29 protein-coding genes are annotated in these 24,640 nt (G+C 64.7%); 27 read left to right on the top strand and 2 right to left on the bottom strand.

All coding sequences use genetic code 11. From position 1 onward, the window contains the following. Both ACZY0R_RS28705 and ACZY0R_RS28700 read right to left on the bottom strand, forming a co-directional pair. On the bottom strand, positions 1 to 129 hold the full coding sequence (locus ACZY0R_RS28705; RefSeq protein WP_255350697.1) for a hypothetical protein: 129 nt from the start codon (positions 127 to 129) through the stop codon (positions 1 to 3). Between the two features lie 304 nt (positions 130 to 433). Beyond that, on the bottom strand, positions 434 to 886 hold the full coding sequence (locus tag ACZY0R_RS28700) for a hypothetical protein (RefSeq protein WP_051648960.1): 453 nt from the start codon (positions 884 to 886) through the stop codon (positions 434 to 436). Between the two features lie 119 nt (positions 887 to 1,005). Between ACZY0R_RS28700 and ACZY0R_RS28695 the strand changes: the two genes are divergently transcribed. The 27 genes from ACZY0R_RS28695 to ACZY0R_RS28565 all read left to right on the top strand — a co-directional run bounded on the left by ACZY0R_RS28695 (position 1,006) and on the right by ACZY0R_RS28565 (position 24,640). Continuing rightward, positions 1,006 to 1,317, top strand: a complete 312-nt coding sequence (locus tag ACZY0R_RS28695) for a transcriptional regulator (RefSeq protein WP_081862350.1) — start codon at positions 1,006 to 1,008, stop codon at positions 1,315 to 1,317. A gap of 198 nt (positions 1,318 to 1,515) precedes the next feature. Further along, the gene (locus ACZY0R_RS28690; RefSeq protein WP_035871249.1) at positions 1,516 to 2,088 is read left to right on the top strand and encodes a toxin YdaT family protein; all 573 of its coding nucleotides are present in this window, start codon (positions 1,516 to 1,518) and stop codon (positions 2,086 to 2,088) included. Positions 2,089 to 2,162: 74 nt separating this feature from the next. Next, a complete protein-coding gene (locus ACZY0R_RS28685) occupies positions 2,163 to 2,423 on the top strand; it encodes a hypothetical protein (RefSeq protein WP_488863171.1) in 261 nt (86 codons plus the stop codon). Beyond that, the gene (locus tag ACZY0R_RS28680; protein WP_488863170.1) at positions 2,420 to 2,824 is read left to right on the top strand and encodes a hypothetical protein; all 405 of its coding nucleotides are present in this window, start codon (positions 2,420 to 2,422) and stop codon (positions 2,822 to 2,824) included. The genes ACZY0R_RS28685 and ACZY0R_RS28680 overlap by 4 nt, the downstream gene beginning before the upstream one ends. 195 nt (positions 2,825 to 3,019) lie before the next feature. Then, positions 3,020 to 4,177, top strand: a complete 1,158-nt coding sequence (locus ACZY0R_RS28675; protein ID WP_488863169.1) for a hypothetical protein — start codon at positions 3,020 to 3,022, stop codon at positions 4,175 to 4,177. After that, positions 4,174 to 4,494, top strand: coding sequence for a hypothetical protein (locus ACZY0R_RS28670; RefSeq protein ID WP_488863167.1), 321 nt, complete (start codon positions 4,174 to 4,176; stop codon positions 4,492 to 4,494). Before ACZY0R_RS28675 ends, ACZY0R_RS28670 begins: the two co-directional genes overlap by 4 nt. Continuing rightward, complete coding sequence (locus ACZY0R_RS28665; protein ID WP_488863166.1) at positions 4,491 to 4,904, top strand: hypothetical protein; 414 nt, start codon at positions 4,491 to 4,493, stop codon at positions 4,902 to 4,904. Before ACZY0R_RS28670 ends, ACZY0R_RS28665 begins: the two co-directional genes overlap by 4 nt. A gap of 246 nt (positions 4,905 to 5,150) precedes the next feature. Continuing rightward, positions 5,151 to 5,717, top strand: coding sequence for a Gp49 family protein (locus ACZY0R_RS28660; RefSeq protein WP_488863164.1), 567 nt, complete (start codon positions 5,151 to 5,153; stop codon positions 5,715 to 5,717). 93 nt (positions 5,718 to 5,810) lie between these two features. Continuing rightward, entirely contained in the window at positions 5,811 to 6,134 is a 324-nt protein-coding gene (locus ACZY0R_RS28655) for a hypothetical protein (RefSeq protein WP_488863163.1), read from the top strand. After that, positions 6,122 to 6,760: a hypothetical protein gene (locus ACZY0R_RS28650; RefSeq protein ID WP_488863162.1), complete on the top strand. Its 639-nt coding sequence runs from the start codon at positions 6,122 to 6,124 to the stop codon at positions 6,758 to 6,760. The genes ACZY0R_RS28655 and ACZY0R_RS28650 overlap by 13 nt, the downstream gene beginning before the upstream one ends. Before the next feature lie 146 nt (positions 6,761 to 6,906). Beyond that, positions 6,907 to 7,431 (top strand): terminase small subunit, encoded by a 525-nt coding sequence (locus ACZY0R_RS28645; RefSeq protein ID WP_488863161.1) that lies wholly within the window; start codon positions 6,907 to 6,909, stop codon positions 7,429 to 7,431. Beyond that, entirely contained in the window at positions 7,415 to 9,520 is a 2,106-nt protein-coding gene (locus ACZY0R_RS28640) for a phage terminase large subunit family protein (protein WP_488863160.1), read from the top strand. Before ACZY0R_RS28645 ends, ACZY0R_RS28640 begins: the two co-directional genes overlap by 17 nt. Before the next feature lie 3 nt (positions 9,521 to 9,523). After that, complete coding sequence (locus tag ACZY0R_RS28635) at positions 9,524 to 9,739, top strand: DUF6148 family protein (protein ID WP_488863158.1); 216 nt, start codon at positions 9,524 to 9,526, stop codon at positions 9,737 to 9,739. A 95-nt stretch (positions 9,740 to 9,834) separates the two neighbouring features. Further along, positions 9,835 to 10,920 (top strand): IS630 family transposase, encoded by a 1,086-nt coding sequence (locus ACZY0R_RS28630; RefSeq protein ID WP_488857529.1) that lies wholly within the window; start codon positions 9,835 to 9,837, stop codon positions 10,918 to 10,920. Positions 10,921 to 10,940: 20 nt separating this feature from the next. Continuing rightward, positions 10,941 to 12,479: a phage portal protein gene (locus ACZY0R_RS28625; protein ID WP_488863157.1), complete on the top strand. Its 1,539-nt coding sequence runs from the start codon at positions 10,941 to 10,943 to the stop codon at positions 12,477 to 12,479. A 45-nt stretch (positions 12,480 to 12,524) separates the two neighbouring features. Continuing rightward, positions 12,525 to 13,880, top strand: coding sequence for a S49 family peptidase (locus tag ACZY0R_RS28620; RefSeq protein WP_488863155.1), 1,356 nt, complete (start codon positions 12,525 to 12,527; stop codon positions 13,878 to 13,880). 38 nt (positions 13,881 to 13,918) lie between these two features. Next, positions 13,919 to 14,293 carry a capsid cement protein gene (locus tag ACZY0R_RS28615; RefSeq protein ID WP_488863153.1) on the top strand — a complete coding sequence of 125 codons (375 nt, stop codon included), beginning with the start codon at positions 13,919 to 13,921 and terminating at the stop codon, positions 14,291 to 14,293. Between the two features lie 56 nt (positions 14,294 to 14,349). Then, positions 14,350 to 15,285 carry a hypothetical protein gene (locus ACZY0R_RS28610; RefSeq protein WP_488863151.1) on the top strand — a complete coding sequence of 312 codons (936 nt, stop codon included), beginning with the start codon at positions 14,350 to 14,352 and terminating at the stop codon, positions 15,283 to 15,285. Positions 15,286 to 15,350: 65 nt separating this feature from the next. Then, positions 15,351 to 15,614, top strand: a complete 264-nt coding sequence (locus tag ACZY0R_RS28605) for a hypothetical protein (protein ID WP_488863149.1) — start codon at positions 15,351 to 15,353, stop codon at positions 15,612 to 15,614. Continuing rightward, entirely contained in the window at positions 15,614 to 15,919 is a 306-nt protein-coding gene (locus ACZY0R_RS28600) for a hypothetical protein (RefSeq protein ID WP_488863147.1), read from the top strand. Before ACZY0R_RS28605 ends, ACZY0R_RS28600 begins: the two co-directional genes overlap by 1 nt. After that, positions 15,916 to 16,347, top strand: coding sequence for a hypothetical protein (locus tag ACZY0R_RS28595; RefSeq protein WP_488863145.1), 432 nt, complete (start codon positions 15,916 to 15,918; stop codon positions 16,345 to 16,347). Before ACZY0R_RS28600 ends, ACZY0R_RS28595 begins: the two co-directional genes overlap by 4 nt. 9 nt (positions 16,348 to 16,356) lie before the next feature. Beyond that, complete coding sequence (locus tag ACZY0R_RS28590) at positions 16,357 to 16,575, top strand: hypothetical protein (protein ID WP_488863143.1); 219 nt, start codon at positions 16,357 to 16,359, stop codon at positions 16,573 to 16,575. 3 nt (positions 16,576 to 16,578) lie between these two features. Further along, positions 16,579 to 17,511 carry a phage tail tube protein gene (locus tag ACZY0R_RS28585; protein ID WP_488863141.1) on the top strand — a complete coding sequence of 311 codons (933 nt, stop codon included), beginning with the start codon at positions 16,579 to 16,581 and terminating at the stop codon, positions 17,509 to 17,511. Positions 17,512 to 17,587: 76 nt separating this feature from the next. Further along, complete coding sequence (locus ACZY0R_RS28580) at positions 17,588 to 17,935, top strand: hypothetical protein (RefSeq protein WP_488863139.1); 348 nt, start codon at positions 17,588 to 17,590, stop codon at positions 17,933 to 17,935. Positions 17,936 to 17,994: 59 nt separating this feature from the next. Continuing rightward, complete coding sequence (locus ACZY0R_RS28575) at positions 17,995 to 18,318, top strand: DUF1799 domain-containing protein (protein ID WP_488863137.1); 324 nt, start codon at positions 17,995 to 17,997, stop codon at positions 18,316 to 18,318. 47 nt (positions 18,319 to 18,365) lie between these two features. Next, complete coding sequence (locus ACZY0R_RS28570; RefSeq protein ID WP_488863135.1) at positions 18,366 to 23,156, top strand: tape measure protein; 4,791 nt, start codon at positions 18,366 to 18,368, stop codon at positions 23,154 to 23,156. Then, positions 23,153 to 24,640 (top strand): hypothetical protein, encoded by a 1,488-nt coding sequence (locus ACZY0R_RS28565; protein ID WP_488863133.1) that lies wholly within the window; start codon positions 23,153 to 23,155, stop codon positions 24,638 to 24,640. The genes ACZY0R_RS28570 and ACZY0R_RS28565 overlap by 4 nt, the downstream gene beginning before the upstream one ends.

Here is a 24,640-nt window from a genome sequence, read left to right as displayed (position 1 = left end):
TCACGCGCTGCGGGTTGTGGTGACGCGGGGCGTGGCCTGTTCGTCGCGCTCAACGGCGCAGGCGTGGGCTGCGAAGACGGCGGCTACCAAGGCGAGGTATGCCATCCAGGATTTGAAGAGCTGGTTCACGAAGACCTCCACAAGTGGGTGTGGAGTGAATATTAGCCACGGGCTTGCATTTGTGCAATAGCCTAAGGCTAATATTTGCGCGGAGCGAGTATCAATGAAAAAGGGCCTGCAGACGCAGGCCCTTCCGACTTATCTTGCTTTCCCGTTCAACGTTCCCAGCTTTCGTCCGCCAGGTCTTGGCCTTGGCTGGATCGCAACTGCAGGTTCACTGCAGGTGTGAAGGTGACCCTGGTCGTTCTCTAATTCTTATGCTGATTCTCCATCGGGCAACGTCTGTCGTCGCCGATGTTTCCACTCCGCCATGCTAGTTACCGTTGCTGGCGGACCGCGTGGAGCTTTTGTGGTGAGCCGCGACAATAACCCTGATTGCTCCTACCGCCTCAGCTCGTCCGTCGCGATCCAGGCTCTCAAGTAACTCTATCGCGGTGCGGATGTGTGAGTCCGGATGTGGCGCGCTTTGCTTGGTAAGGCGTGGAACATGGGCAGATGCGGTTGCTGGTTCGACGGATTCCGCAATCTCTCTGCTGTGGTCGGCGTCGAACCAGCCGACCGGGAGTTCACATTGGGACTCGATATCCCTGGCAAGCGCATCGCCAATAGAGCGCTTCTTGCCGCCAGAGCTGTGAGCGGCCCTCGTCTTCAGTTGACTGATTTGGGAGTGTGACTTACCCACTCGCGTCGCCAGAGCCTGGATTGATCCCATCCGCGCTATCAAGCGCAGCAAGTTCTCGTGGCGGATCTCATCGATGGTCTTCATGGCGTTGCTTCTTGTGGCTGTGACAGCGTGTCAACCTCGGATTAGATAGCCCTGGGCTCATAAATGAAATTCGCCTAGGGCTATTGCCTTAGTGATAGCCCACGGCTAATATTCGCGCTATGGACCTAAAGATCTATCTCAGGGCCGAGCGTGGGCGCGCGGCTCGCTTGGCCGAATACCTCGGCGTGTCAGCAGTGACCGTCGGGGAGTGGGCTGCGCAGAAAAAGGCTGTGGACGCACGCTGGGCCTCGTTGATTGAGGGCTGGTCGGCCGGTCACGTTACCCGGGAATGCCTCCGGCCCACCGATTGGTGGGTGATTTGGCCGGAGCTGCGCTCTCGTTCCCCAGCGCCGTCTGGATTCGATTTCACAGATCTTGCTCGCGGACTGGGGAGGGCGGCCGCGTCGCGGTCCGAGTCGGGAGCTGTTTAACGTCCGTTTGTGCCATCTGAATGAGGCCGGTTTTGCGTGTCGTTGCGCGCAGCAACGCGGCAATGCGGCGGCGCTCCAGCGGGGTCAGTCGGCGCAATTTTGACTTGGGTTGGAACACAGATTTCATCCCGATGAGTTCTCGCGCTACGGCGCCTTTTAAGTCTAGACGGCAGTGTATCTACCGGGGGATTCCAAATCATGCGGCATCAATCTCAGACGTTTATCGGCCTCCTCCGCGGGGCGGTCAATACGTGGCGCACGCGCGATCGCTTGGGCCAGGCGACCGTGGTGGACTTAGTTGTCAGCGTCCATGAGCGCCTCGGCTATGACGATGTGACGGGCATTCGCTTCGAGCCCAATACGCGGGATGCTTTCGAGCGCATGAAGGTCAACGGCGAGCGTGTATTCCGTTGGCTCGATGACGAGACCAAAGACAGCACCTTGCTGCCGACCAACTTCATCCCGTCGATCCTGGCCGCGTTGCCGGCGGATCTCCGGCTCGACGTGCTCGATAGCCTTCTGGCGCCGTTCGGCCTAGTGGTTCGGGCCGAAGTCGGTGAGGGCGACCCGGAGCTGTGTGTGCACGCTGCCCTGGGCAGGCTCATGAGTGAGGACGCCAAGGGGCAGCAGGCGGTGCTTCGCCTCGCCACCGACACCTCCGACGAAGCCGTGCAGGAGGCTCACCGCGAGTTGCGCGAGGCGGTTGGCTTCAAGCGCCGGCTGATGCGCACGCTCGGCAAGCTGCTCACCAAGCGCAAGCGCAAGGTATGACTGCGGCAGTGCGATCGTTGGTCCTGAGTGCACGCCGAGCTCAAAAGCTACCACCTCTGCGGCGGCCAAAGCCCTTGACAAGAGTCGAGCTGGAGAAGGCCCACGCAAGTATCACGGCACGCATTCTCGCGGGAGGTGAGCCGTTTGGCGCTTTCGTCCTGAAGCACGGCCGTAAGCGGCAGGTGACGTTGATTGCGCTAAGCCATCCGCGCTACAACCGCCATCTGCGCTCCGAAGCCGCGCAGCGGCATTACATCTCCACCTTCGACAAGGATTCAGATCCGCTGGTCGTTTGGGAGCTGCTGTGGGAATTTGACCGAGACCCGCCAGCGTGAAGATGGAGATTCGCTTCCAGCCCGACATGACGTGCTGCAAGTCCACGCGCGTCTCCGCTGATCTGACGTGCCGGCATGCGGTGCAGCTGTGCTGCGCGCGCCGCCGCGCGGAAGCAATCGCGGAAGTGAAGGGCGGCAGCGGGCTCGATGCCTTCGCGCGGCACCTGCTGACCTTCTGGTCGCTGCGTGACGTGTTCTACGTCTTTGCTGGCGCCGGCCAGATGTCGACGCTGGCCTTGATCTGCAGAGAGCGATGGCTGCATCTGCCGCACAGCGGCCGCGTTGCCTATCGCGCCGAGGTGGCCATCGCCACCGATCGCATCGAGACCGGGCCGTACAACTCGCTCGCCTTCATGTTGACCTTTGATTTTCTATGCGAGACCGCCTCAGTGCGGTCATAGACCTATGGACTATCCAATTCAACCTATCACCTCAATCGTCGCGCGTGGCAAAGCCGATGCGCGCAAGCACGGTGTGCACGCCGTGAATCCCTACGCGCCCGAGAGCGACCATGGCTGTGCCTGGGAGGTGGGCTATTGCAGCCAGCTTAAAGCTATGAGCGACGAAGTCGTCCGGGTACGTCGTGGGGCCGCGGCATGAGCGCGGGTTTCCTCACCACTGACCAGGAGTGGCGCGCGCTGCGTTACGTCGACCACCTGGCGCGCGATCTGTACCTGTCGCTGCGGCGCGATATGAACTTCAAGACAGGCGTCGTGGGTGGCCCGGAGAAGGGCATCTCGTGGCAATCGCTGCGAGAAGACACCGAAGTCCCTGGCCGGCCCGGGTTCAAGGGCATCAAGCCGTCCGAGCAGCAGTTGCGCCGGCGTGCCCAGCAGTTGGAGCAGTTCGGCCTCGTCCGCGCGATCAGCGGCAAGCTGCGGCTCAAGTTCCGTTTGCTGCTCGCCTACACGGATACGCATGTACAAAATAAAGCCGACAGGGGCGCAATAGGCCCCAAGGGTGACCGCAAAGCTAAGCCGGGTAAGCGTTCCAGGGGTTATGCACAGGGTAATAACGAGCCGAAAGCCGACACACATCAGGGGTCGGGTAAAACCTATACCCTACCCAACCCTTCCCGCAGATCCGAGGCCGGTGGGGAACACCTCAATCCACCCCCCCACGCCGATGGCGCGGGGGGAGAGCAAGACCCCCAACTGCCTCCCGTGCCAGTGCAGCAGCTGGCGGCGGACGACAACCCCGAAGCCGGAGCAGATGAGACAGGCATTGATCTAGCCCCCCACGCCGATGGCGCGGGAGGCGAGCAGGCACCCCCAACGGCTCCCACAGAAGCGCAGCGGCTCTCAGAGGAACGGCAGCAGAACATCCAGTGCGGTGGGGATGGGCCTTCGGCCCGGCTTGCAGGGGGCCAGGGGTTCGAGTGGAGGGATGATCTGGACTGGCCCGTGTCGATCAGCAAGGCGCTGAGAGCCTCCATGGCGATCGATCTCAAGGCGGTGAGTAAAACGCAGGGGCAGCGCGTTTTGGACGAACTGCGGGGCGCTATGCAGGCCAGTATCGTCAAGGACCAGTGGGCCTACTTCTACGCATTATTGCGGAATGCGCAAGAACAGGGTGACGCGTGGAAGACGGTCTATGCGGACAAAATTGCCCTGGCTCGTATCAAGTACCGGGAAACGCTTGCGATACAGGCGGCGCGTGACGCGGCGTTCGCGGCAAATCTACCGATGCAAGCCGGGCCACCCTCTGCGCCTGGTGCGTTGGCCAAGACCCTCGGCGTGGGGCGGCGCAAATGAAGGCCGCGGCATTGAGCGCTGAGATCGCCTATCACGAAGCCGTCGAGCAGCTCCAGATGCGCGCCGTCAAGCGTGACCGCTGGAGCTCGCGAGCCGTGTTCTGGACGGCCGTGCGTTTCGGTGTCAAGCAGGTCCTGGTCGGCACATGGCCGCAGGCACGGCCGCGGTGGGAAGCGCTGTGGTCGGTGGCTGTGCGTGAACACCTACCGCCGATCCCAGGCATTCCCGAGGCTGAGAACATGCCATCGGACGCCACAGCGGCCGAGTTGGAATTCGCGCGGATGCGCACCATCGTTGGGGGGAGGGCGAGGCGATGACGGTCGGTATTCGGGTGGACAAGCGCGAGCGCGAGCGGCTGGAGTGGGCGGTCGATCGCCTACAGTCGTGGGGAAAATGGGCCAAGTCCGGCGGCGCGCCCAATGGCTACGGCGAGAGCTGCCTCACGCTCGAGGAGATCCGCTCGATGCCGCTGCGGTCGTTCATCCCGATGTCGCCGCCGGAGTGCGAGCAATTGCACGAGGCGCTATGGCGGCTGCCGCTGGATCTGCGCAAACTGGCCATGGCTTGGTACGTCGAGGAGTTGCCGCGCCAGAAGATCGGGGTGCGGCTTGGTGTCAGCGAAAGCCACGTCCGCCGGCTGCACAACTCGCTGCTGATCGCGTTGGAGTACTGCCTCAAAAATCCCCGTGCCAAGGTCCTGCCGCTGCATCTGCTGCTCAAGCAATGACGGCCGCAAATCCATTTTTCAAGGTGGCCCCTTTTTTCTATTTCTAATCAGATGGTTAGGGAGGGACGTTGCAGCGTGCTATTGAAATCCTGACTGGGTAGGGGTAGATTTCGGCTACGCTGTGGTTTCAGTGCGTGCAGCAAGACGAAAGCCCGATCCGGTTCATACCTGGTCGGGCTTTTTGCATTCTGCGCGCCGCTGCTTCTGCCCGCGCCAGACGGGATCTGGCATTCCCTTGGAGTCCCCATGATCAAACCTACCGTTGGCCGCAAGGTCTGGTACTGGCCTTGCACCTCTGGAAAGATCGGCAAATCCCTTGTGCACACCATTTTTGGCCAGCCACTCGATGCGACGATCATTGCTGTGCACGGTGATCGAATGGTCAACCTGCTGGTGATCGACGCCCGCGGCACTTCGTTTCCTGTGTTGTCGTGCAGGCTGGTGCAGGAGGGCGATGTTGACCTGGACGTGCACGGCGGCTATGCCGCGTGGATGCCGTACCAGACCGCGCAGGCCGCCAAAGAAATTGCAGTCGAGGAAAAGATCCGTGAGAAGGGCCTGACTGCTCCTCGCCTTACGCCGGCGGACATCAACGCTGCCATCGTCGGCGAGACCTTCACCGTGCTGCCGAGCGGCAAGGTGATGGTTTGTGAGTTGACCTTGCGCAACGGCTTCACGGTCCGGGGTGAGGCGGCCACGGTCAGTAAAGAGAACTTCGATACTGAGATCGGCCAGCGCATCAGCCGCGAGAATGCGCGCAACAAGGTGTGGGAGCTGGAAGGCTACCTGTTACAAGAGCGGCTGGCAGTGTAGTGAGGTTGTCTCCTCTCGCTCTTGGTGGGCGAGTTCATGCGGGCCGGCGCCGTGGGGAGCCTGCCCGTTCTTCTTTTTTCTTGGGAGTTTGCAATGCTGAAGCGCTGGCCTCTCCTTGCGCGCTTGGCGTATCTGTTCGCAAAGCGCCCGTCCGCGATGCAGTCGATGTTCACCTATGCGGTGGCGTTCAATCAGGATGGCACTCGTACGCTGACTGTGTTCGAGGGGCGGAAGGCCGCAAGCATTGAGCTTTCGGCTGAGTGGGCGGCAGAGCTTTCCGAGCTACTCGGCGGGCGCTGCGTCGGCACTGGCAAGATCGCGCGTGACTTTCGCATGTCGAGGTTACGCGTGTTTGTCGAGCAGCCGGACGGGAGTAGCCGGGAGCTTGAGCGAGGGAGTGGCGGGTGGCAACTGTAAGCGTTGACGTGAGCAGCGTGGTACAGGGTTTCGGCTTGCAGCAGCGGCAGATGCCTTTCGCCGCGGCCACGGCACTCACGCGGCTGGCCAAGCTGGCACGGGAAGCCGAGACCACCGAGATCATGCGCGCCTTCGACAACCCGGTGCCATTCACGCGCTCGGCGGTGGGTAGCAGCTCGGCAAGCAAAACGCAGCTTGAGTCCACCGTGTTCATCAAGGACCGCCAGGCGCGCTATCTGCGCACCGAGGTCGAGGGTGGCCAGCGCGATCTCAAAACGTTCGAGAAGCTGTTTGGCAAGGGCATTGCGCTGCCAGGCGCCGGCGCGAAGCTGAACCAGTACGGCAACCTGACGCGCGCCACCATCAAGCGGATCGCAGCCGAGGTCAATTCGTCGGGCAAGGCGAAGCGCTATTTCAAGGGCAAGCCGCGTGGCCACAACCTGCCCGAGGCCATCTATGCGCGCGTCGACAACAACAAAAAGATCGTGCCCGTGCTGCTGTTCGCCACGCAGGCCCGGTACGAGAAGCGGCTGCGCTTCAGTGAGGTGGCTGAGTTGACGGCGCGCGCGAACTTCGAGCGCGAGATGCTGCAGGCCTGGGAGCAGGCGCTGGCCACGGCGCGCTAGCCGGCCAGCGGGCAGGGCGTGGCGCCCGGTGGGGTGCGGCCGGGCGCACGCGGGTCCTTCCGGCCTCCCGTCTCACGGGGGTCATTCGCACCGCGTTCTTTTTCTAGATGAAAGGGGCACTAGGGTTAGTTAGTTTTGGGGGTGTCATGGGCAAGAAGGTGAACCTGCAGGAGCTGGCGGAGATCACCGGATTCGCGGTGCAGACGCTGATCCGCTGGCAAGCGAAGGAGGGTATGCCGGTGGAACTGGCTGGCCAGCGCGGCCGCGGCAATGAATACGACACCGCAGCCGTGCTCGCCTGGTACACGCAGCGCGAGCTGCACCGCGCAGGCCTGTCCAGTCCGAAGGATGAGCTCGACCGCGCGCGAAAAATCGAGGTCGAGCTGCGCATCGGCGAAAAGCTGGAACTGCTGGCGCCGGCGGCCAAGTTTGAAGGCCTGTGGGCCGACCACGTCGAGGCGGCCAAGACCGAGATGCTGCTGCTGCCTGGCAAGGTGGCCGATGCCGTGTTCGAGGCCCACGACATCGAGATCGATGAGCAGCTCGTGCTGCCTTACGTAGAGGAGTGCCTGGCAAAACTCCAGAACCTGGACGAAGACGATGATGGAGATCCCGACTCTGAGCATCTTGACGATGCCGGAGACAGTGAGGAGGATGACGAAGACGGCTAAGCGCACGCTGCGTATGGCCGTTTCGCGCTGGGCCCTGCCGCCCCGCATGAATGCCCTGGAATGGGCGCGCAAGTACCGTTTCCTGTCGAGCGTCGAAGCCGATCGCGCCGGCAAGTATGACCCGGAGGTGACGCCTTACCTCTGCTGGCCGGGCAATCCGCTCGAAGCACTCGATGATCCGACCGTGATCGAGGTGTGCTGCCAGAAATCGGCGCAGGTCGCGTGGACCTCGGGCGTGCTGGGCAACATCCTGTGCAAGTGGATCGACCTGGATCCGTCGCCGATCCTGGGCCTGTTCCCGAAAGAGGGCGCGGCCAAGGAATACATGGCCGAGAAGTTCGAGCCGATGGTCAGCGCCACGCCGCGGCTGCGCAGGGCAGTGGACCTGCGTAGCCGGAAGTCGCAGCAGCGCATGTTGTTCAAGCGTTTCCGCGGCGGCTTTCTCAAGCTGGTCGGCTCGAACTCGCCTTCCAGCGTCAAGTCCAGCCCCATCCCGCGCATCTTTATCGAAGAGCCGGACGACTGCAATCTGAACCTGCGCGGCCAGGGCGACTCGATCAAGTTGGCCAAGGAGCGGACCAAGACGTTTCGCCGCTCGCGCGTCAAGATCGTCATTGGTGGCACCCCGACAGTCGAGGGTACGTCGACCATCGCGGCCGAGATGGAGCTGTCCGACAAGCGCGTGGGCATGGTGCCTTGCCATCATTGCGGCGAAGAGCACGCGCTGAGCTTCGACTACCTCAAATGCCCCGAGGAGGAGGGCGCATCGCATCCGATCTTCGGCAAGAAGGTGCCGGAGAAGGCCTACTACGTCTGCCCGCATTGCGGCGGCATCTGGAACGATGCGGAGAAGCGCCGCAACGTGAAGGCCGGCCGCTGGGTGGCTACCGCACCGTTCAACGGCATCGCCGGCTACTTCATCAACGAGCTGTACAGCCCGTTTCCTGGCTCGGTGATGCCCAAGCTGATGGAGAACTGGCTCACGGCTCTCCACCACCTGGCGATGGGTGATGAGAGCAAGCTGGTGGCGTTCACCAATAGCTCGATGGGTGTGGCCTATTCGTTCAAGGGCGACCAGCCCAAGGCCGACGAGCTGGCCGAGCGCGCGCTGAAGTACGACGCGGGCACGGTGCCGGAGGGCGGACTCATGCTGGTGATCGGCGTCGACGTGCAGCCCGATCGCCTGGAGGTGATCGTGCGCGCCTACGGCCGCGGCGAAGAGTCCTGGCTGGTGCGCTATGACCGGCTGTATGGCCAGGTCGCGCTCATCACCGATGATGTGTGGAACCAGCTCGACAAGCTGATTTTCGGCAAGTACCGACATGCGCGTGGTTTCGCTCTGTCTGTGGCTGCGGTCTCCATCGATAGCGGCGACGGCAACACCTCCGATGCGGTCTACAAGTACGTGCGCTCGCGCCAGGGCCGCGGCGTGCCGCACGTCATGGCCATCAAGGGCGCGCGCAGTCCGGATGCGGAGATCTTCCGCAAGCCGAGCGCCGTGATCGACACCAACAAGAAGAACACCAAGGCGGCCAAGTACGGCGTTTCGGTGTTCATGGTCGGTGTCGGCCGCGCCAAGGACTTGCTGATTGGTGAGCGCGGCCGCGTTGGCATGGAGGGCAAAGGGCCGGGCCGCTTCCACGTCTACAAAAACGTCATCGCCGACTACTTCGAGCAACTGCTGGCCGAGGTCAAGGCGCCGGTGCGGCAGCAAAACGGCCACGTCATTCGCGTTTGGCAAAAGAAGGTGGGCAAGCGAAATGAAGCGCTGGACTGCGAGGTGTACGCCTTGCACGCCACGCGCGCTGCCAAGGTCCACTTGATGCAGGAGCGCGACTGGGCCGCCCTGGAGGCGCGGCTGTCGCAGGCCGGGCTTTTCGACGAGCCAGCGCCGCCCGAGCCGGTACCGACACCGGAGCCGGCGGCTGCACCGCGCGAGGTCGACGCGGAAGACGACGAAGACGACCAGGACGCACCGTCGGCGCGACATCGCCCGGCGCCGGTCCCGGTCACAACCGACGAAACACCCAACCTGCCACCGCGACGCCGGCGCCGATACGGCACCGTCTCGCGTGGCGTGGAGATCTAACCCATGATTACCGTGGAGCAAGCACAGGCAGCGCTATCCGCCTGGTATGCCGCCAGCCTGGCGGTGGCAAAAAACCAGTCCTATGAGATCGATGGGCGCAAGCTCACGCGCGCCGATGCGGCCGAGGTCCGCAAGCAGATCGATTTTTGGGAGGGCAGGCTGCGTGCCGCGCGCAACGGCGGCAGCCGGATGCGCATCGGCTACGGGGTGGCGGAATGAAGGATGCCAAGCTAGTGTAGTGTTGCACTCTTGAATGAACGTATAATATTCGCATGCCTCCAAGGTTCCACTATGAGGCAGAGTGGAGAGAGTGAATGCGAGTTGCCCCTGAGATTGTGCTGACCGACGAAGAGCGCGCCGAATTGACGAGACTGGTTCGTTCGAAGCTGACCAGTGTGAGGCTGGTACAGCGTGCGCACATCGTGCTGCTTGCGGCTGAGGGGATGCAGAGCAAGGACATTGCCGCGCAACTGAGCGTGGGCCGGGTGCAGGTCTCGCGCTGGCGCGAGCGCTATGCCCAATCGCGGCTGGCGGGCATTGAGCGCGACCGTCCACGTGGCGCGCCGCCGGTCAAGGTGGACGTCTCTCGCCTCGTGACGCTGACCACCCAGAGCCAGCCCGAAGCGGCCACGCACTGGAGCACGCGCAAGATGGCCGCCGAGTTGGGCGTGAGCGCCAGCACCGTCATGCGCCATTGGCACGCCCACGGGTTGAAGCCGCACATCGTGCGCGGCTTCAAGGTCTCGCGCGATCCGAAGTTCGTCGAGAAGCTTGAAGACATCGTGGGCCTCTACATGTCGCCACCCGAGCACGCGCTTGTGCTGTGCTGCGATGAGAAGAGCCAGGTGCAGGCGCTGGATCGCACACAGCCCGGGCTGCCGCTGAAGAATGGGCGCGCGGCCACCATGACTCACGACTACAAGCGCAACGGCACGACCACGCTGTTTGCCGCGCTCAACGTGCTCGATGGCCAGGTCATCGCCCAGTGCCAGCAGCGCCACCGCCATACCGAGTGGTTGACGTTCCTGCGCAAGATCGACCGCGAGACGCCCAAGGACAAAACGCTGCATCTGATCGCCGACAACTACGCCACGCACAAGCATCCTGCGGTGCAGGACTGGCTGGCCAAGCATCCGCGATTCAACATGCACTTCACGCCCACCTCGGCATCATGGCTGAACATGGTCGAGCGGTTCTTTCGCGACATCACAACCGAGCGACTTCGCCGCGGCGTATTCACCAGCGTGCCGGAACTGGTCGCCGCCATTAACGAGTACATCGCTCACCACAACACCAACCCCAAGCCGTTCATCTGGACCAAGAGCGCTCGCGACATCCTGCAGAAGGTCATTCGCGCCAACCGCCGCTTAAGTTCCAAACAGAATGCAACACTACACTAGCAGCCGTGCTGGCCAGCAGGTTGACGCTGCCCGACCGGTTGATCAACTACTTCAGCCCAGCTGCCGGTAATCGTCGTGCGCAGGCCCGCACGGCGCAGGCCTACTCGGGCGCCTATGACGGCGCGTCGCGCACCAAGCGCTCGCTGCGCAATTGGTTTGCCTTCGGTGGCTCGGCCGACGCGGATCTGCTGCCGGCGCTGGGCGAGCTGCGCAACCGCAGCCGCGACCTGGCGCGCAACAACCCGCTGGCGGTTGGCGCCATCAATACGGTGGTGACCAACGTAGTCGGTACCGGCCTCGCGCCGCAGCCGACCCTTGATGCCAAGGTGCTGGGGCTGACCGAGCAGCAGGCAGCGGCCTGGCAGCAGCAGGCGCAGCTTGAGTTCTCGTTGTTCGCGGACAGCAAGGAATGCGATATCACGCTGACGCAAACCTTCTACGAGATGCAGGCGCTGGCGTTCCGATCGACGCTGGAAAACGGCGACGTGTTCTGTGTCACGCCAATGCTCGAGCGGCACCGTACTGCCTACCGCACGCGGCTGCAGCTGATTGAGGGCGACCGCTGCTGCAATCCGCAGGGTGCGCGCGATACCGACAAGCTGGCGGGTGGCGTGGAGATGGACGATTTCGGTGCGCCCGTCGCGTGTCACTTTCTGCGATCGCACCCTGGCGGGATAGGGGTCCGGGATCGGAAATGGGACCGGCGCGAAGTGTTCGGTACCAGCACTGGCCGGCGCAACGTCCTGCACCTGTTCGAGCGTCGACGGGTGGGGCAGACGCGCGGCCAACCCTACCTGGCGCCGGTGATCGAACCGCTGCGGCAGCTTGGCGTGTACACCGAGGCCGAGCTGGCCGCCGCGGTGGTATCCGGGATGTTCACGGTCTTCATCAAGACCGAGAGCGGAAACGGGCCGTTGATGGCCGATGACGGTCCCGAGCCGGACTACCGGCTGGGCAAGGGCGCCATCATCACCGGCGCGCCGGGCGATGAAGTGGAAGTCATCAACCCGGGCCGGCCAAACGCGCTGTTTGATCCGTTCGTGCAGTCCATCTTGCGTCAGGTCGGTGTGGCACTGGAGCTGCCGTTCGAGCTGCTCATCAAGCACTACACCTCCAGCTACACGGCGGCCCGGGCGGCCATCCTGGACGCCTGGCGCTTCTTCAAGATGCGTCGCTTCTGGCTGGCCACCAACTTCTGCCAGCCTGTCTACGAGCTGGTGATGGATGAGGCGGTCGCCAACGGGCGACTGTCGGCGCCGGGCTACTTCGATAATCCGCTGATCCGACGCGCCTGGTTGGGTTGCCAGTGGGTCGGTGATGCACCTGGTGCGGTGGATCCGCTGAAGGAGGCGCTGGCCTCTGCGAAAAATCTGGAGATCGGCCGCACCACGCTGACCAAGGAGACGATGGCCTATGACGGCAGCAACTGGGCCGACAACCACGCGCAGCAGGCGCGGGAGATCGAGGCGCGCCGGCGGGATGGTCTGCTTGCCGAGGCCGCGCCGCCTGCACCGCCGGATCCCAACGCAGATCCGCCGCCGGACAACGCCAATCAATAACGCGAACCCGCCTGCCAAGGCGGGTTTTGCATTTCAGGAACGATGATGAATCGACTACTCGGCGTCATTGACGCGCCCTGGGCCATCCTGCCAGGCAAGCTGAAAGAGATCGTGGCGGCCTATGAGGCGCGCTTGCTGGGCGAGCAGGTCGACCTGCAGGCGGTAGCGGCAAGCCTTGGTCGACCGCTCGGCAGCGAGCCGCAAGACTACGAGATCGTCAACGGCGTGGCCGTGATTCCGATCATGGGCACGATCGGGCGCCGCGCCAACCTGTTCAGCGACATCTCGGGCGGCGCCTCGAGCGACCTGGTGGCGCGCGATTTGCGGGCCGCTGCAGCCAACAGTCGCGTGAATTCGATCCTGCTGCATATCGATTCGCCGGGCGGTACGGTCGCCGGCACCCAGCAGTTGGCGGACGTGGTCCGAGAGGTCGGCGCGATCAAGCCGGTGGTTTCACTCGGCGACGGCACGATTGCTTCGGCTGCGTACTGGATTGGCAGCGCCGCGCAGGCAGTGTTTATCGCAGACGGCACCACACAGGTCGGCTCGATCGGCGTGGTCAACCAGCACCGCGATGTGTCGAAAGCCGAGGAACAGCGCGGCGTGAAGACCACCGAGATCTACTCTGGCAAATACAAGCGCATTGCCAGCACCTTCGCGCCGCTCTCTGAAGAAGGGCTCGCGTACATGAAGGACCAGGTCGACTACCTGTACACGCAGTTCGTGCAGGCGGTGGCCGACAACCGCGGCGCCAGCGTCGACCAGGTGCTGGCGGATATGGCAGACGGCCGGATCTTCATTGGCCAGCAGGCCATCGATGCCGGTCTGGTCGACGGCATTGCCACGCTCGACCAGTTGGTAGGACGGCTCGCCGCCGGCGAGTTCAGCGAGACCGGGGTGCCCGCAGTGCCCCCTTCAAAAACCCGGGCGGATTTGCCCACCTCTCCGAAAGGAATCTCCATGAGCATCAAGACCCGCGAAGAGCTGGCGGCGGAATCGCCCGAGCTGCTGCAGCAAATCGAAGCCACGGCGCAAGCTGCTGGCGCCACCGCCGAGCGCGAGCGAATCCTCGGCATCGAGTCCCATGCGATGGCCGGCCACGAAACGCTGATCGCCACGCTGAAGGCCGATGGCAAGACCACGCCGGACCAGGCCGCCGCGCAGATTCTGGCTGCCCACCGTGGGGCACTTGCTGCGCAGGCCAAGGCGATCGTGACCGATGCGCCCGCGGCGCTGCCGGCCAAGCCGAACAACGCGGGTGCCAGCGAGAAGCCGGCGCCGACCCAGCAGGAGATCACCGCTCGCGCAAACGAACTGGTGATTGCTGCAAAAGCCAGCGGCGGCCAACTGGGCTTCGCAGCGGCGGCCACCCAGGCCGCCAAAGAACTGGCGCAGGCGTAACCGCCGAGCCTTCGTCCCATTCATTACAGGAATCCATCATGAGCAATCCCGGTCTCATTAAGACCCACATCGCCGAGGGCGCGATCGGCAAGTTCCGCATCGTCACGCAGGGCGCCAGTGACGGTGCCGTCAAGCAAGGCACATCCGGCACCGACTCCCTGCTCGGCGTTACCGAGGGCTTCGCATACAACGCTGGCGACCGACCCAGCATCGTGCGCAGCGGTATCGCGGATGTCGAGTATGGCGGTGCCGTCACCCGCGGCGCACCGCTGACCTCCGACGCCAATGGCCGCGCCATCGTGGCCGCGCCTGCTGTCGGCGTCAACATGCGCACCATCGGATTCGCCGAGCTGTCGGGTGTATCTGGCGATATCGGCTCGGTGCTGGTCGCTCCCAACCAGATCCAAGGCTAAACGGCGGCTGTCCTGCCGAGCCTTTCAACTCTTTCCGCATTTCTTCGGAGTCATACATGCCTACACCCGTAGCCCCTTTCCCGATCAACGCAGCACTGATCGCTGCTGTAGTGATCGCATACGCGAATGGCGCGATGATCGCCGACGGCGTCATGCCTCGCGTACCGGTTGGCCAGGATGAATTCAAGTACCTGGTGCAGAACATGGCCGAGCAGTTCACCATCCAGGACACCAAGGTGGGCCGCAAGTCGGCACCCAACCAGGTGGAACAGAACGGCGACATGGTGACCGCCAGCGTGGCCGAGTACGGTCTGGATGAAATCGTGCCGATGGCGGACATGCGCAATGCCCCGGAGGGCGTTGACCCGCTGGCGATCGCTGCCGAGTTCGTCATGAAGCTGGTGACGCTCGACCGCGAGGTGCGCGTGGCCGGCACGGTGTTCAATCCGGCCAACCACGCCAACAAGGTCACGCTTTCGGGCACCTCGCAATGGTCCGACTACACCAGCTCCGACCCGATCAGCGCTATTCAGACGGCTCTCGATGTGCCGATCATGCGCCCGAACGTCATGACCATCGGTCGCCTCGCCTGGACCAAGCTGAGGCTGCACCCCAAGGTCATCGACTACATCAATGGTAAGGGCGGCACCACCGGTGGCGTGACGCGTCAGCAACTGGCGGATGCGCTCGAACTTCAGGAGATCCTCGTTGGCGATTCCTTCGTCAATACGGCACGCAGGGGGCAGGCAGCGTCCATCCAGCGCACCTGGGGCAAGCATGCCGCATTCATCTACCGCGAGAAGCCGACCGAGACGAGCCGGTCCACGACCTGGGGCTTCACGGCGGAGAGCGGTCCTCGCGTGTCCAACGCCAAATTCGGCGAGGACTTCGGCGGTCTCGATGGCGGCTACAAGGTTCGCGCGGGCGAGCGGCTGCGTGAAGTGGTATGCGCGCCGGACCTGTCCTACTTCTTCCAGAACGTGGTCGCCTGATTCTGACGGCGCGCGTGAAACCGTAGCGGCCCGCTCTACGCGGGCCGTTTGCATTCGAGGATTCCATGAAAGTCAAAGCAAACTGGCCGGTCGACACCGGCAAGAAGGTGCATCCCGCCGGCGCCGTGTTCGATGTCTCGCCGGTCGATGCCGCAGCGCTCGAGGCGGCCGGCGCCGTCGAGATCGTGGAGCGCAAGAAGGCGGCCGAACCCAAGGGTGCTGGCGCTAAAGAAGGCGGTCAGGGCGACGATGGCCAGGATGGCAACGAGGACGGCGATGAGGAGGACGAGGACGGGCAGGGCGGTGATGGCTCCCGCCCGCCGGCCTGATGTTGCCCGGCGAGGATCTCGACACCTTTGTCGAGGACTTCGGCGACATGGTGACGGTGGCCAGCCGGAGCATTTCCCAGCTGGCGCTGCTTAGCCAGGTGCCCGGCGAGACGCTAAACGGCCTCTCGCGCGGCGCCGGCGTGTGGCTGCTCGGCCGCGCGGACGTGTTTGGCGTCCTGACCGCCGCGGACGTGGTGGTCGTGACCGAAGGCAATAGCGCCGGCTCCTACAACCCGGTCGGCCCGCCCGCCAAGCACGGCGATGGCGCATTTGTGCGGATCGACCTTAACCCGGTACCGACATGACAACCAAACGAGAGGCAATGGCGCAAGGCGTGCTGCAGGCGCTGCAGACTGCGCCGGCGCTGCAGGGGCTCGGCCTGGTGTTCTCGCGCTCCCTGTTCGCTGCGCTGGACATGCGCACCACCAAGCGTGTCCTGGTGGTCCACCACGGCCAGGAACAGATGGGCGCCGAGTCCACCGCTGAGATCGATCGCCACGCCGAGCTGCTCATTACGGTGGTGGCACGTGATGCCGACCCGGATTCGATCTCCGAGGCCACGCTGGCGCTGGTCCACCCGGTGGTGATGGCCTTTACGGATCCCGCCCTGATCGATATCGCCGAGCTCGGCACCGATACGCCGAGTTACGACAACCTCGGCGGCATCGTCGGCGCGCGCACCGTCCACTACGACCTGTTTTACCGCACCAGTCGTGACAGCCTGAGTGCCTAGGAGATCCCCATGATGACAACCACTGCCGGCGATGATGCGCCGGCGGATGAGGGCCTGCCAGCCGCGCAGACCGGTGTGCCGCTGGATTCGGAAATGGCCATCGGTACTGATGAATATGCCGGCATCGGTGGCTCGTTCGTGTTCGATCCCGCCACGGGCCGGCGCACCCCGACCGCCGGCCCCGCGCTGGAAATCGCCACGCGGCCCGACAACCCTCCCAAGGAGTAAGCAATGCCAAAGCTCAATCGACGGACCATCATTCTGGCGAAAATCGAGACCACATCCGGCGTGGATGCGATTCCCACCGGCGCCGCCAATGCCATCCTGGTGCGGCAGGTCAACATCCAGCCGCTGGTGGCCGAGAATGTGCCGCGAAACCTGATCCGCGCCTATTTCGGCAACAGCGACCAGCTGCCGGCCGGCATCCACAGCGAGATGGATTTCGAGGTGGAGATCGCCGGTTCCGGCGCGGCCGGTACCGCCCCCGCCTGGGGCCCGCTGATGCGTGCCTGCGGCATGTCGGAGACGGTCACCGCGGCCACCGACGTCAAATATGCGCCGATCACCGGCAGCAATGAGACGGTGTCGATCTATGCCTACATCGACGGGTTGATGCACAAGCTGATCGGCTGCATGGGCACGGTCTCGTTCGACATCACCAGCAAGGGCTTCCCGGTGATGCGTTACAAGTTCCTGGGCGCCTTTAACCCGGTGACCGATGCGGGCAACCCGGCGGGTGTCGACTACACCAAGTTCAAGCGTCCGTTGCTGGTCAACAAGACCAACACGGCCACCTGGTCGATGCATGGCTACAACGGCCCGCTGCAGGCGCTGCAACTGGACCTGGCCAATACCCTGGTCTGGCGCTCGCTGATCGGCTATGAAGGCGTGGCCCAGACCGATCGCCAGGTGGCGGGCAGCATCAACATGGAGCTCGGCGCCGTCGCGGTCAAAGACTGGTGGTTGACGGTGCGCGATGCCCTGACCGCCTCGCTGTCGATCACGCACGGCACCGTGGCCGGCAATACCGTCAAGTTCGATGCGCCGCAGGTGCAGCTGTCGAATCCGGCCTACACCGACCAGGACGGGGTGGCGATGATGACCGCCAACCTCATCATCGCCCCGTCGGCCGGCAACGATGAGCTGGTGATCACCGTCAAGTAAGCGACCTGGTCGCGCCAACCAAAACCCGACAAGGCCCGCCGCAGTGCGGGCCTTTTGCATCTTCAGGAGATCCCCCATGGCATTCCGCCTGGCAATGAAACCCACCTTCGGCGCGCGCGTCAACGTCGAGGTCCTCAACGAGAAAGGCATTCTCGAAAAATCGCAGTTCCTGGCCAGCTTCACCCGCTACTCGGTAGACGAGCTGGAAGCCCTCAAAGCCCGCTGGATTGTCGAGGGGTCGAATGATCCGGTCTGGATCGCGCGTGAGGTCCTGGTTGGCTGGAAAGAAATGGTCGCCGACGATGGCACGGTCGCCGAGTTCAACGAGGAGAACAAGGCATTCCTGCTGAGCATCCCGCCGGCGGCCGCAGCGGTGCAGCAGGCGTTCTGGGACAACATCGTCACGGCCCGCGCAAAAAACTGATTGAGGCCGCGCGCCATTGGGCCGGTTTTCGGGAGGATGACTTCGAGGCCGACGCCGACGTGGCCGACGCGCTGGCGGCACTCGGCGCACCCGATGACGTGCTCGATGCGGTGCGCGCGCGGCCTACCGGCGAGGATTTCTTCTACTACGCCGACAACGAGGAATCCCTGTTCCTGTTCTTCGACGTGGATACCCAGTGGAACTACGTGGGCACGATGGCCGGCGTGGTGCGCACCGGCCTCAACTATCCAGGCGTCGACAGCGTCATGAGCAAAAAGCGATATCGACGCAAGCGGCTGGCGGCCCTGTTCGCGGATCTGCAGCTGATGGAGAAGGCCGCGCTCAAGGTCTTTCTGGATGAGGCCGAGGCGCGTCGCCAATAGCTTTCGCGCCCGCTGCGGCGGGTGTTTTCAATTGAGGGGAGGGGCCTGTGTCCGAGCTCGGAAACATGATGGTCAGGTATCGGGCGGACCTGACGGACTACAACCAGGGCATGGCGGCCGGCGCGGCGACGGCCAAGAAGTTCGGTCGGGACGTCGAGAGTTCCCTGCAGGGCGCGGCGACCCGGGCTGATCAAAGCGCGGTGGCCGTCGCCCGCAGTGCGGACCGGATGGCGGGCTCGATGGGTCGGGTGGTGGAGTCCACCGACGCGCTGAACCGCCGCTTCGACGGCCTCATGCGCACGATTGGCGGCATCGGCCTGGGGCTCACCATTGCGGAGATGGTCAGCATGTCGGATGCGGCGACCAACCTGTCGGCGCGGATCGGCCTGGTGTCGTCGTCGGCGCAGGGTGCGGCGCAGACGCAAAGCGCGCTGTATGACGTGGCCCAGCGCACGCGCCAGCAGTGGGCCGGCGTGGCGCAGACGTACTCCTACCTGGCCAAGGCCGGGCAGGAGATGGGCGCCAGCCAGGACAAGATCCTGCGCGTCACGGAAAACGTGTCCAAGGCGATCGCGCTGAGCGGCAGTTCCGCGGAATCGACGCAGGCCGCCCTGGTGCAGTTCTCGCAGGGTCTGGCCAGCGGCACGCTGCGCGGCGAAGAGTTGAACTCGGTGCTGGAGCAGGCGCCGCGCCTAGCGCAAGCGTTGGCCGATGGCCTGGGCGTCTCGATCGGCGAGCTGCGCAAGCTCGGCGAAGAGGGCAAGCTGGTGCCGGCGCAGCTGCTCGATGCGCTGGACAAGGCGGGCAAGCAGCTGAGCGCCGAGTTTGCCTCGATGCCGATGACGGTCGAGCAGTCGTTCACCCAGCTCCAGAATGCGCTCATGAAGCGCATCTCGGACATGAACGAGGCCTCGGGCGTGTTCCGCAAGATGGCGGACGGCGTGTCCTTCCTGGCGGAGAACTTGGACTATGTCACGGCGGCCCTGACTGGCCTGGTGGCGGCCAAGGCCGCCGATTGGGCGCTCAATGCCGCCTCCTCGTTCGCGCGCAAGGCGGATGCCGCCATGTTGCTGAGCCAGGCGACCCGGCAGCAGGCGACGGCGACCCTGCTGGCGGTCGAGGCGGAGGCAGCGCACACCGCGGCGGTCGCTGCTGACACCACGGCGGTCTCTGCTGCCATCGGTGTGGCCCGGGCGGAACAGATGGCTCGCCTGGCCAGCGCCAATGCCTCCCTGCAGAGCGCGGAGGCGACCATCGCGGCGGCGACGGCCACCGGCGCGCTGTCCGGTTCGCTGCGCCTGGTGCGCGAGGCCGAGCTGCAGGCGACCGCGGCCACGGCGGCCCGCTCGGCCGCGATCGCCGAGCTGGCGGTGCTCGGCCAGCAGCAAGTCCGGGTGAACCTGGAGATTGCGGCAGCCACCGAAGCCAACGCCGTGGCACAGCGTGCGCTGGCGACGGCGCAGACCGCCGCCGGCGCCGGTGCCGGGCTGGCGACCCGGGCGCTCGGCCTGCTGGGCGGTCCCCTGGGCGCGGTGGTGACGGTGCTGGGCCTGGGCGTCACGGCCTGGGAGATCTACTCGGCGCGGCAGCGGGATGCGGCGCGCGAGGCGGTCGATTCTTCGGGCAAGCAGGTCGCGGTCAGTGGTCAGTCGACGCAGCAGATCATTGACGACCTGAACAAGCAGATTGCCAAGTATCGGGAGCGCAACGAGATCCGCGACGGCACGCCGGCGGGCGATGGCGCCAGGCTGGTCGACCAGAAAAAGGCGCTGGCAGACCTGAAGGCCAAGAATGCCGCCCTCACGCCGGAGCAGCGGGCGGCCAATCCCTACAACCCGAACCTGCTGGATGAGGCGCGGCTCGAGAACGCCCTGGTGGCCGCCGAGGCTGCCATGCGCGCCGAGCGCGTGCGCAAGCTGGAAGCGGAAAACCAGAAGTTCGAGAACCAGCTCAAGGGGGTCAACGAGAACTACGAGAAGTACGTCACCACGCAGAAGGCGCTGCTGGCAGAGGGCGCCATCAACCTGACGACCTACACCGCGCGCGTCAAGGTAGCCTATGACAAGTGGGCTGGCGGGGCCAAGGATGCGGAAGAGGCCAACAAGGCCTTCCAGAACATGCTCGGCGGGCAGATGGCGGCAATCGAGCAGCAGAGCAAGCTGCGCGAGGATACGCTCAAGCGCGAGCTGGCCAATGTCGAGCGGCTGCGCCGTACCGGGCAGATCACGGAAACCGAGGCGCTCACGCGCAGCTATGACGCGCGGCAGGTAGCTCTGGAGGGCGAGCTGGAGCAATCGAAGCAGCTCGAGGATCTAGCCGCCGGCAAGAAGGAACTGGCGGCACGCGAGAAGTACCGCGGCGAGCGCGTGCGCATCGAGGCTGAGCTCAAGAGTCTCGGTCAGGAGCGCACCAACGCGCTGCAGGACCAGAACGATCTGCTTTACCGCCAGCAGACCGATCTCGACCAGAAGACGCTGCTGGGGCTGGAGCAGCGCATTGTGGCCGTGACGCAGGAGACGGAGCTGTATGGGCGTCTGCCTTCGGCTATCGAGGCGGTGACTGTTGCGCGCCTGCAGGAGCGGCGGGAAGCGATCGCCATGCTGGATCCCATGAGCGAGCAGCTCAAGGCGATTGACGCGGAGATCGAGGCACGCCAGCGCCTGCGGGATGCGCTCTACACCAAGGAGGCCACCGAAGCGCGCTATGACCAGGCGAAGAAAACGGCGGAGGAGTGGAAGCGCGTCTATGACGAGATAGGGCAGGGGCTCACCGATTCCTTTTTCCGGGCTTTCGAGGCGGGCAAGGACATGGGGCGCACCTTTGTGGATGGGCTCAAGAACCTGTTCAAGACCACGCTGCTGCGGATTCCCTTCCAGTACGTCCAGGCGGGGGTGAACGGGGCGCTGGGCTTCAGTGGTGGCCCTGGCAGCGTAGCTGGCGGCTACGGCAGCGGTGGGGGCATGGGTGGCACGTCCAACCTGATGCAGATGTCCAACCTGCTGGGCGATGCCTACGGCGTCAACGGCATGCTGGGTGGCCTCCTGGTGGGCAACTCGGCCGCGTATGGCGCCATGGTGCCCGGCCTGACCGTGGGCAGCCAGCAGGCCGCTATGCTGGCCGCGCAAACTGGCGAGTTCGGTTTCGCCGGCTTGAGCGCGACGGCCAGCTCGGGCGGCTTTGCCTCCGGCGCCAGTGGTGGCATGGGCTCCTGGGTCAATGGCGCCTCCGGCTTGTGGGGTGCCGGCGCCGGGATTGCCGGCGGGCTGGTAGGTGGCGCCCTGTTCAATAACAAGGGCTACTCCTCGCTGGGTGGGTCCTTGGGGGCTGTGGGCGGGCTGGCAGTGGCAGGGTCGAGTGCCGCTGCCGCCAGCGCCATGGGGGCCAGCCTGGGCTCGGCGCTGCCCGTGGTGGGCACGATCGCCGGCGCGGTGCTGGGTGCCGCCATCGGCTCGTTGATTGGAGGCGGCGGGGAAACCCGCTACGGCGCTGGCTATAACGTGAATGGCGGCAAGGCCAGCAAGGGCGGTGGGCCGTCCGGCGGCGATCCGGCGGCCGACCAGGTCACCAAGGCGATCGAGACCACCTATGGCTCGCTGCAGTCGCTCACCGAGCGCTATGGCGGTTCGCTCGACGGCACCGGCGGCTATCGGGCTGGCTGGGAAGTCAGCCCCAAGAAAGGCCGCTCCTTCGTGTTCGCCGGCTTGGGGCAGGACAACCGCGCCGACCTATCCGGCGAGAAGGATGCCGGCAAGGTGCTCGATGCCCTGAACCTGCAGCTGCAGCGCTCCATCATCCAGGGCCTGCAGAGCGCGAACCTGGAGCGGCCGTTCAAGGAGTACATCGACAGCATCGACGCCTCCAAGCTCAGTGCTGATGATGTCCAGGCGGTGCTGGCAACGCTCGATAGCCTTTACCAGTTTGCTGACGCGGTCAAGAAGCTGCCGTTCAAGGGCTTTGCGGACCTGTCGGCGTCGGCCGCGCTGGAGCTGGCCAAGGTCTCCGGCGGCATGGAGGCGCTGACCTCGGGGCTCAACAGCTATTTCCAGGCGTACTACAGCGCGGGCGAACAGCAAGCATTTGCCAGGAAGCAGCTGGCCGCCCAGTTCGCCGCGCTGAACCTGGTGATGCCGGAGAGCAAGGCGGCATTCCGCGCCTTGATGGATGGGATCAACCTCAACGACGAGAGCGGCCGCAAGCTGTACGCCACGCTGCTGGGCATCGCGCCAGCCTTCGCGCAGCTGACCGAGGCGTTTGATGTCTTCGGTAAGCAGGTGCGGGAATTCCAGGCCTCGCTGGACCTGGGCAACCTGTCGACGCTGACACCCGAGCAGCAGTATGCGGAGGCCCGGCGGCGCTATGAGGAGACCTCATCCGCGGCGCTGGGCGGCGATGCCGATGCCCAGTCGAAGTGGACGCAGATCGCGCAGGCCTTCCTGGAGGCCTCCCGCGCCTACTACGCCAGCGGTGGGCAGTATGCCGCCGACTACAACAGCGTCAAGGGCTTCAAGCCGGACGGCTCGCATGCCAACGGCAAAGACTATGTGCCGTTCGACGGGTACCTCGCTGAGCTTCACGAAGGAGAGGGGATTCTGACCCGGGCTGAGAACGCCAGGTATCGGCAGGCTCCGAACTGGTCGGAGTTTGGCCGGGGCGCCAACGCTGCGCTTGTGACGGAAGTCGCCCGGCTGCAGGCCAAGGTGCAAGAGCTGATCAACGCAAACCGGCAGCAGGCGGCCGCCCGTATGCAGCAGGCCGAGGAGAACCACCAGGAATCCATGGCTGCGGCTGGCAGACAAAACCGGCTGCTGGATGAACTGGTCAACGAGAACCAAAAATGACAATTGCAATAGAGGTAAGCGCCTGGCGGATCTCGGCCGCGGCGGTGGAGGTGCTGCGCTTCGCCAGCGCAGGCTTCACCACGCGGCCCACCGATACGCCGGCCAATGCGTATTTCGAGGGGCGCCTGCAGGAGCAGCCGCGGCTGTCTCGCACGCTGTTCGACCGGGCTACCACCTACGGCGCCTCGCGCGCTTCGGCGGGCAAGATCCGGTTGCTGAACACCGATGGTGGCCTGGACAACCTGGTCGCCGACTATGCGTTCGATGGCCGGCCTTTCACCGTCAAGGTGGGGCAGCCGGGCACGCCGGTGTCCGGCTGGGCGACGGTGATGTCGGGGCTGCTCGATGACGTGAGCGCGGATGACGGCGCCATGAGCCTGCAGGTGCGCGATCGCCTGGCATTCCTGGCGCGGCCCCTGGCACGGCCCAAGTATGCCGGCAGCAACGTGCTCCCGGATGGCGTGGAGGGCACCAAGGACGATCTCAAGGACCAGTACAAGCCGCGCGTCTATGGCGGCGTGTTCAATGTGCCGGCCAAGGCCGTCAACACCTCCAAGCTGGTCTATCAGGTGTCCGACCAGGCCTGCACCGTGACCGTGGTCTATGACAACGGCGTGGCCCTCGCGCGCGGCGCCGACTATGCCAGCCAGGCCGACCTGCTGGCCACCGCGCCGGCAGCCGGCACCTTCCGTTGCTGGCTCGGCCTGTTCCGGTTGGGATCCATGCCGGCCGGCCAAGTGACGGCGGATGCCGGCACCGCGGAGCAGCGCGCCGGGGCGCTACTCAAGCAGCTCGCGCTCAATGGGGAGATCCCGGCCGGCGACATCGTGGATGCCGACGTAACAGCGCTCAACGCCGCCAACAGTGCGCCGGTGGGGGTGTGGGTGGACGGCGAAGCCAACACGCAGACGGTCATGGATGAGCTGGCCAACGCCATCGGCGCCTGGTACGGCTTCGATCGCCTCAATCGACTGCGCATGGGCCGGCTGACTGCCCCGACCGGCGTGCCGGTGGCGCGCTGGCCCATCGACGCGGTGACCAGCCTGGTGTTGCGTTCCGCCGGTGTGCCGAACTGGCGTGCAGTGGTGCGCTTCGGTCGCAACTACACGGTGCAGGCACAGCCAGCCGGCAGCGTGGCGCAAGCGCGCAAGGCCTTTCTGGCGCAGGAATACCGGCAGACGGCGGTCGAGGTGGTGGCGGTCAAAACGGCGTGGCCTTCATCGGAAGAGGTCACATTCGATGCGGCGCTGGTCGCCGAAGCGGATGCCACGGCGGAGGCGACCAGGCGCAGCGCGCTGTACAGCGTGCGGCGCATCCTGGTCGACGTCGAGGTGCCGCAGTCCGAGCTGGGCGACCAGGTCGACCTGGGTGTGGTGGTGGCCCTGGACCATCCGCGCTACGGGCTCACCGGCCGGCTGCTGCGGGTGATCGGATTGGATGCCGGTGTCGATTCCGACACCGTGAAACTGACTTTGTGGGGGTAG

The sequence above is a fragment of the Cupriavidus sp. F041 genome (assembly GCF_057814235.1).
Note: the sequence above shows the minus strand (reverse complement) of the source record. Positions and strands in the feature narration are given on the sequence as shown.

Excerpts from the sequence above, each read along its gene's own strand:
- ACZY0R_RS28700 (WP_051648960.1), bottom strand. The coding sequence starts at position 886 with ATGAAGACCATCGATGAGATCCGCCACGAGAACTTGCTGCGCTTGATA.
- ACZY0R_RS28695 (WP_081862350.1), top strand. The coding sequence starts at position 1,006 with ATGGACCTAAAGATCTATCTCAGGGCCGAGCGTGGGCGCGCGGCTCGC.
- ACZY0R_RS28690 (WP_035871249.1), top strand. The coding sequence starts at position 1,516 with ATGCGGCATCAATCTCAGACGTTTATCGGCCTCCTCCGCGGGGCGGTC.
- ACZY0R_RS28675 (WP_488863169.1), top strand. The coding sequence starts at position 3,020 with ATGAGCGCGGGTTTCCTCACCACTGACCAGGAGTGGCGCGCGCTGCGT.
- ACZY0R_RS28670 (WP_488863167.1), top strand. The coding sequence starts at position 4,174 with ATGAAGGCCGCGGCATTGAGCGCTGAGATCGCCTATCACGAAGCCGTC.
- ACZY0R_RS28665 (WP_488863166.1), top strand. The coding sequence starts at position 4,491 with ATGACGGTCGGTATTCGGGTGGACAAGCGCGAGCGCGAGCGGCTGGAG.
- ACZY0R_RS28660 (WP_488863164.1), top strand. The coding sequence starts at position 5,151 with ATGATCAAACCTACCGTTGGCCGCAAGGTCTGGTACTGGCCTTGCACC.
- ACZY0R_RS28655 (WP_488863163.1), top strand. The coding sequence starts at position 5,811 with ATGCTGAAGCGCTGGCCTCTCCTTGCGCGCTTGGCGTATCTGTTCGCA.
- ACZY0R_RS28645 (WP_488863161.1), top strand. The coding sequence starts at position 6,907 with ATGGGCAAGAAGGTGAACCTGCAGGAGCTGGCGGAGATCACCGGATTC.
- ACZY0R_RS28640 (WP_488863160.1), top strand. The coding sequence starts at position 7,415 with ATGACGAAGACGGCTAAGCGCACGCTGCGTATGGCCGTTTCGCGCTGG.
- ACZY0R_RS28635 (WP_488863158.1), top strand. The coding sequence starts at position 9,524 with ATGATTACCGTGGAGCAAGCACAGGCAGCGCTATCCGCCTGGTATGCC.
- ACZY0R_RS28630 (WP_488857529.1), top strand. The coding sequence starts at position 9,835 with ATGCGAGTTGCCCCTGAGATTGTGCTGACCGACGAAGAGCGCGCCGAA.
- ACZY0R_RS28620 (WP_488863155.1), top strand. The coding sequence starts at position 12,525 with ATGAATCGACTACTCGGCGTCATTGACGCGCCCTGGGCCATCCTGCCA.
- ACZY0R_RS28615 (WP_488863153.1), top strand. The coding sequence starts at position 13,919 with ATGAGCAATCCCGGTCTCATTAAGACCCACATCGCCGAGGGCGCGATC.
- ACZY0R_RS28610 (WP_488863151.1), top strand. The coding sequence starts at position 14,350 with ATGCCTACACCCGTAGCCCCTTTCCCGATCAACGCAGCACTGATCGCT.
- ACZY0R_RS28605 (WP_488863149.1), top strand. The coding sequence starts at position 15,351 with ATGAAAGTCAAAGCAAACTGGCCGGTCGACACCGGCAAGAAGGTGCAT.
- ACZY0R_RS28600 (WP_488863147.1), top strand. The coding sequence starts at position 15,614 with ATGTTGCCCGGCGAGGATCTCGACACCTTTGTCGAGGACTTCGGCGAC.
- ACZY0R_RS28595 (WP_488863145.1), top strand. The coding sequence starts at position 15,916 with ATGACAACCAAACGAGAGGCAATGGCGCAAGGCGTGCTGCAGGCGCTG.
- ACZY0R_RS28590 (WP_488863143.1), top strand. The coding sequence starts at position 16,357 with ATGATGACAACCACTGCCGGCGATGATGCGCCGGCGGATGAGGGCCTG.
- ACZY0R_RS28585 (WP_488863141.1), top strand. The coding sequence starts at position 16,579 with ATGCCAAAGCTCAATCGACGGACCATCATTCTGGCGAAAATCGAGACC.
- ACZY0R_RS28580 (WP_488863139.1), top strand. The coding sequence starts at position 17,588 with ATGGCATTCCGCCTGGCAATGAAACCCACCTTCGGCGCGCGCGTCAAC.
- ACZY0R_RS28565 (WP_488863133.1), top strand. The coding sequence starts at position 23,153 with ATGACAATTGCAATAGAGGTAAGCGCCTGGCGGATCTCGGCCGCGGCG.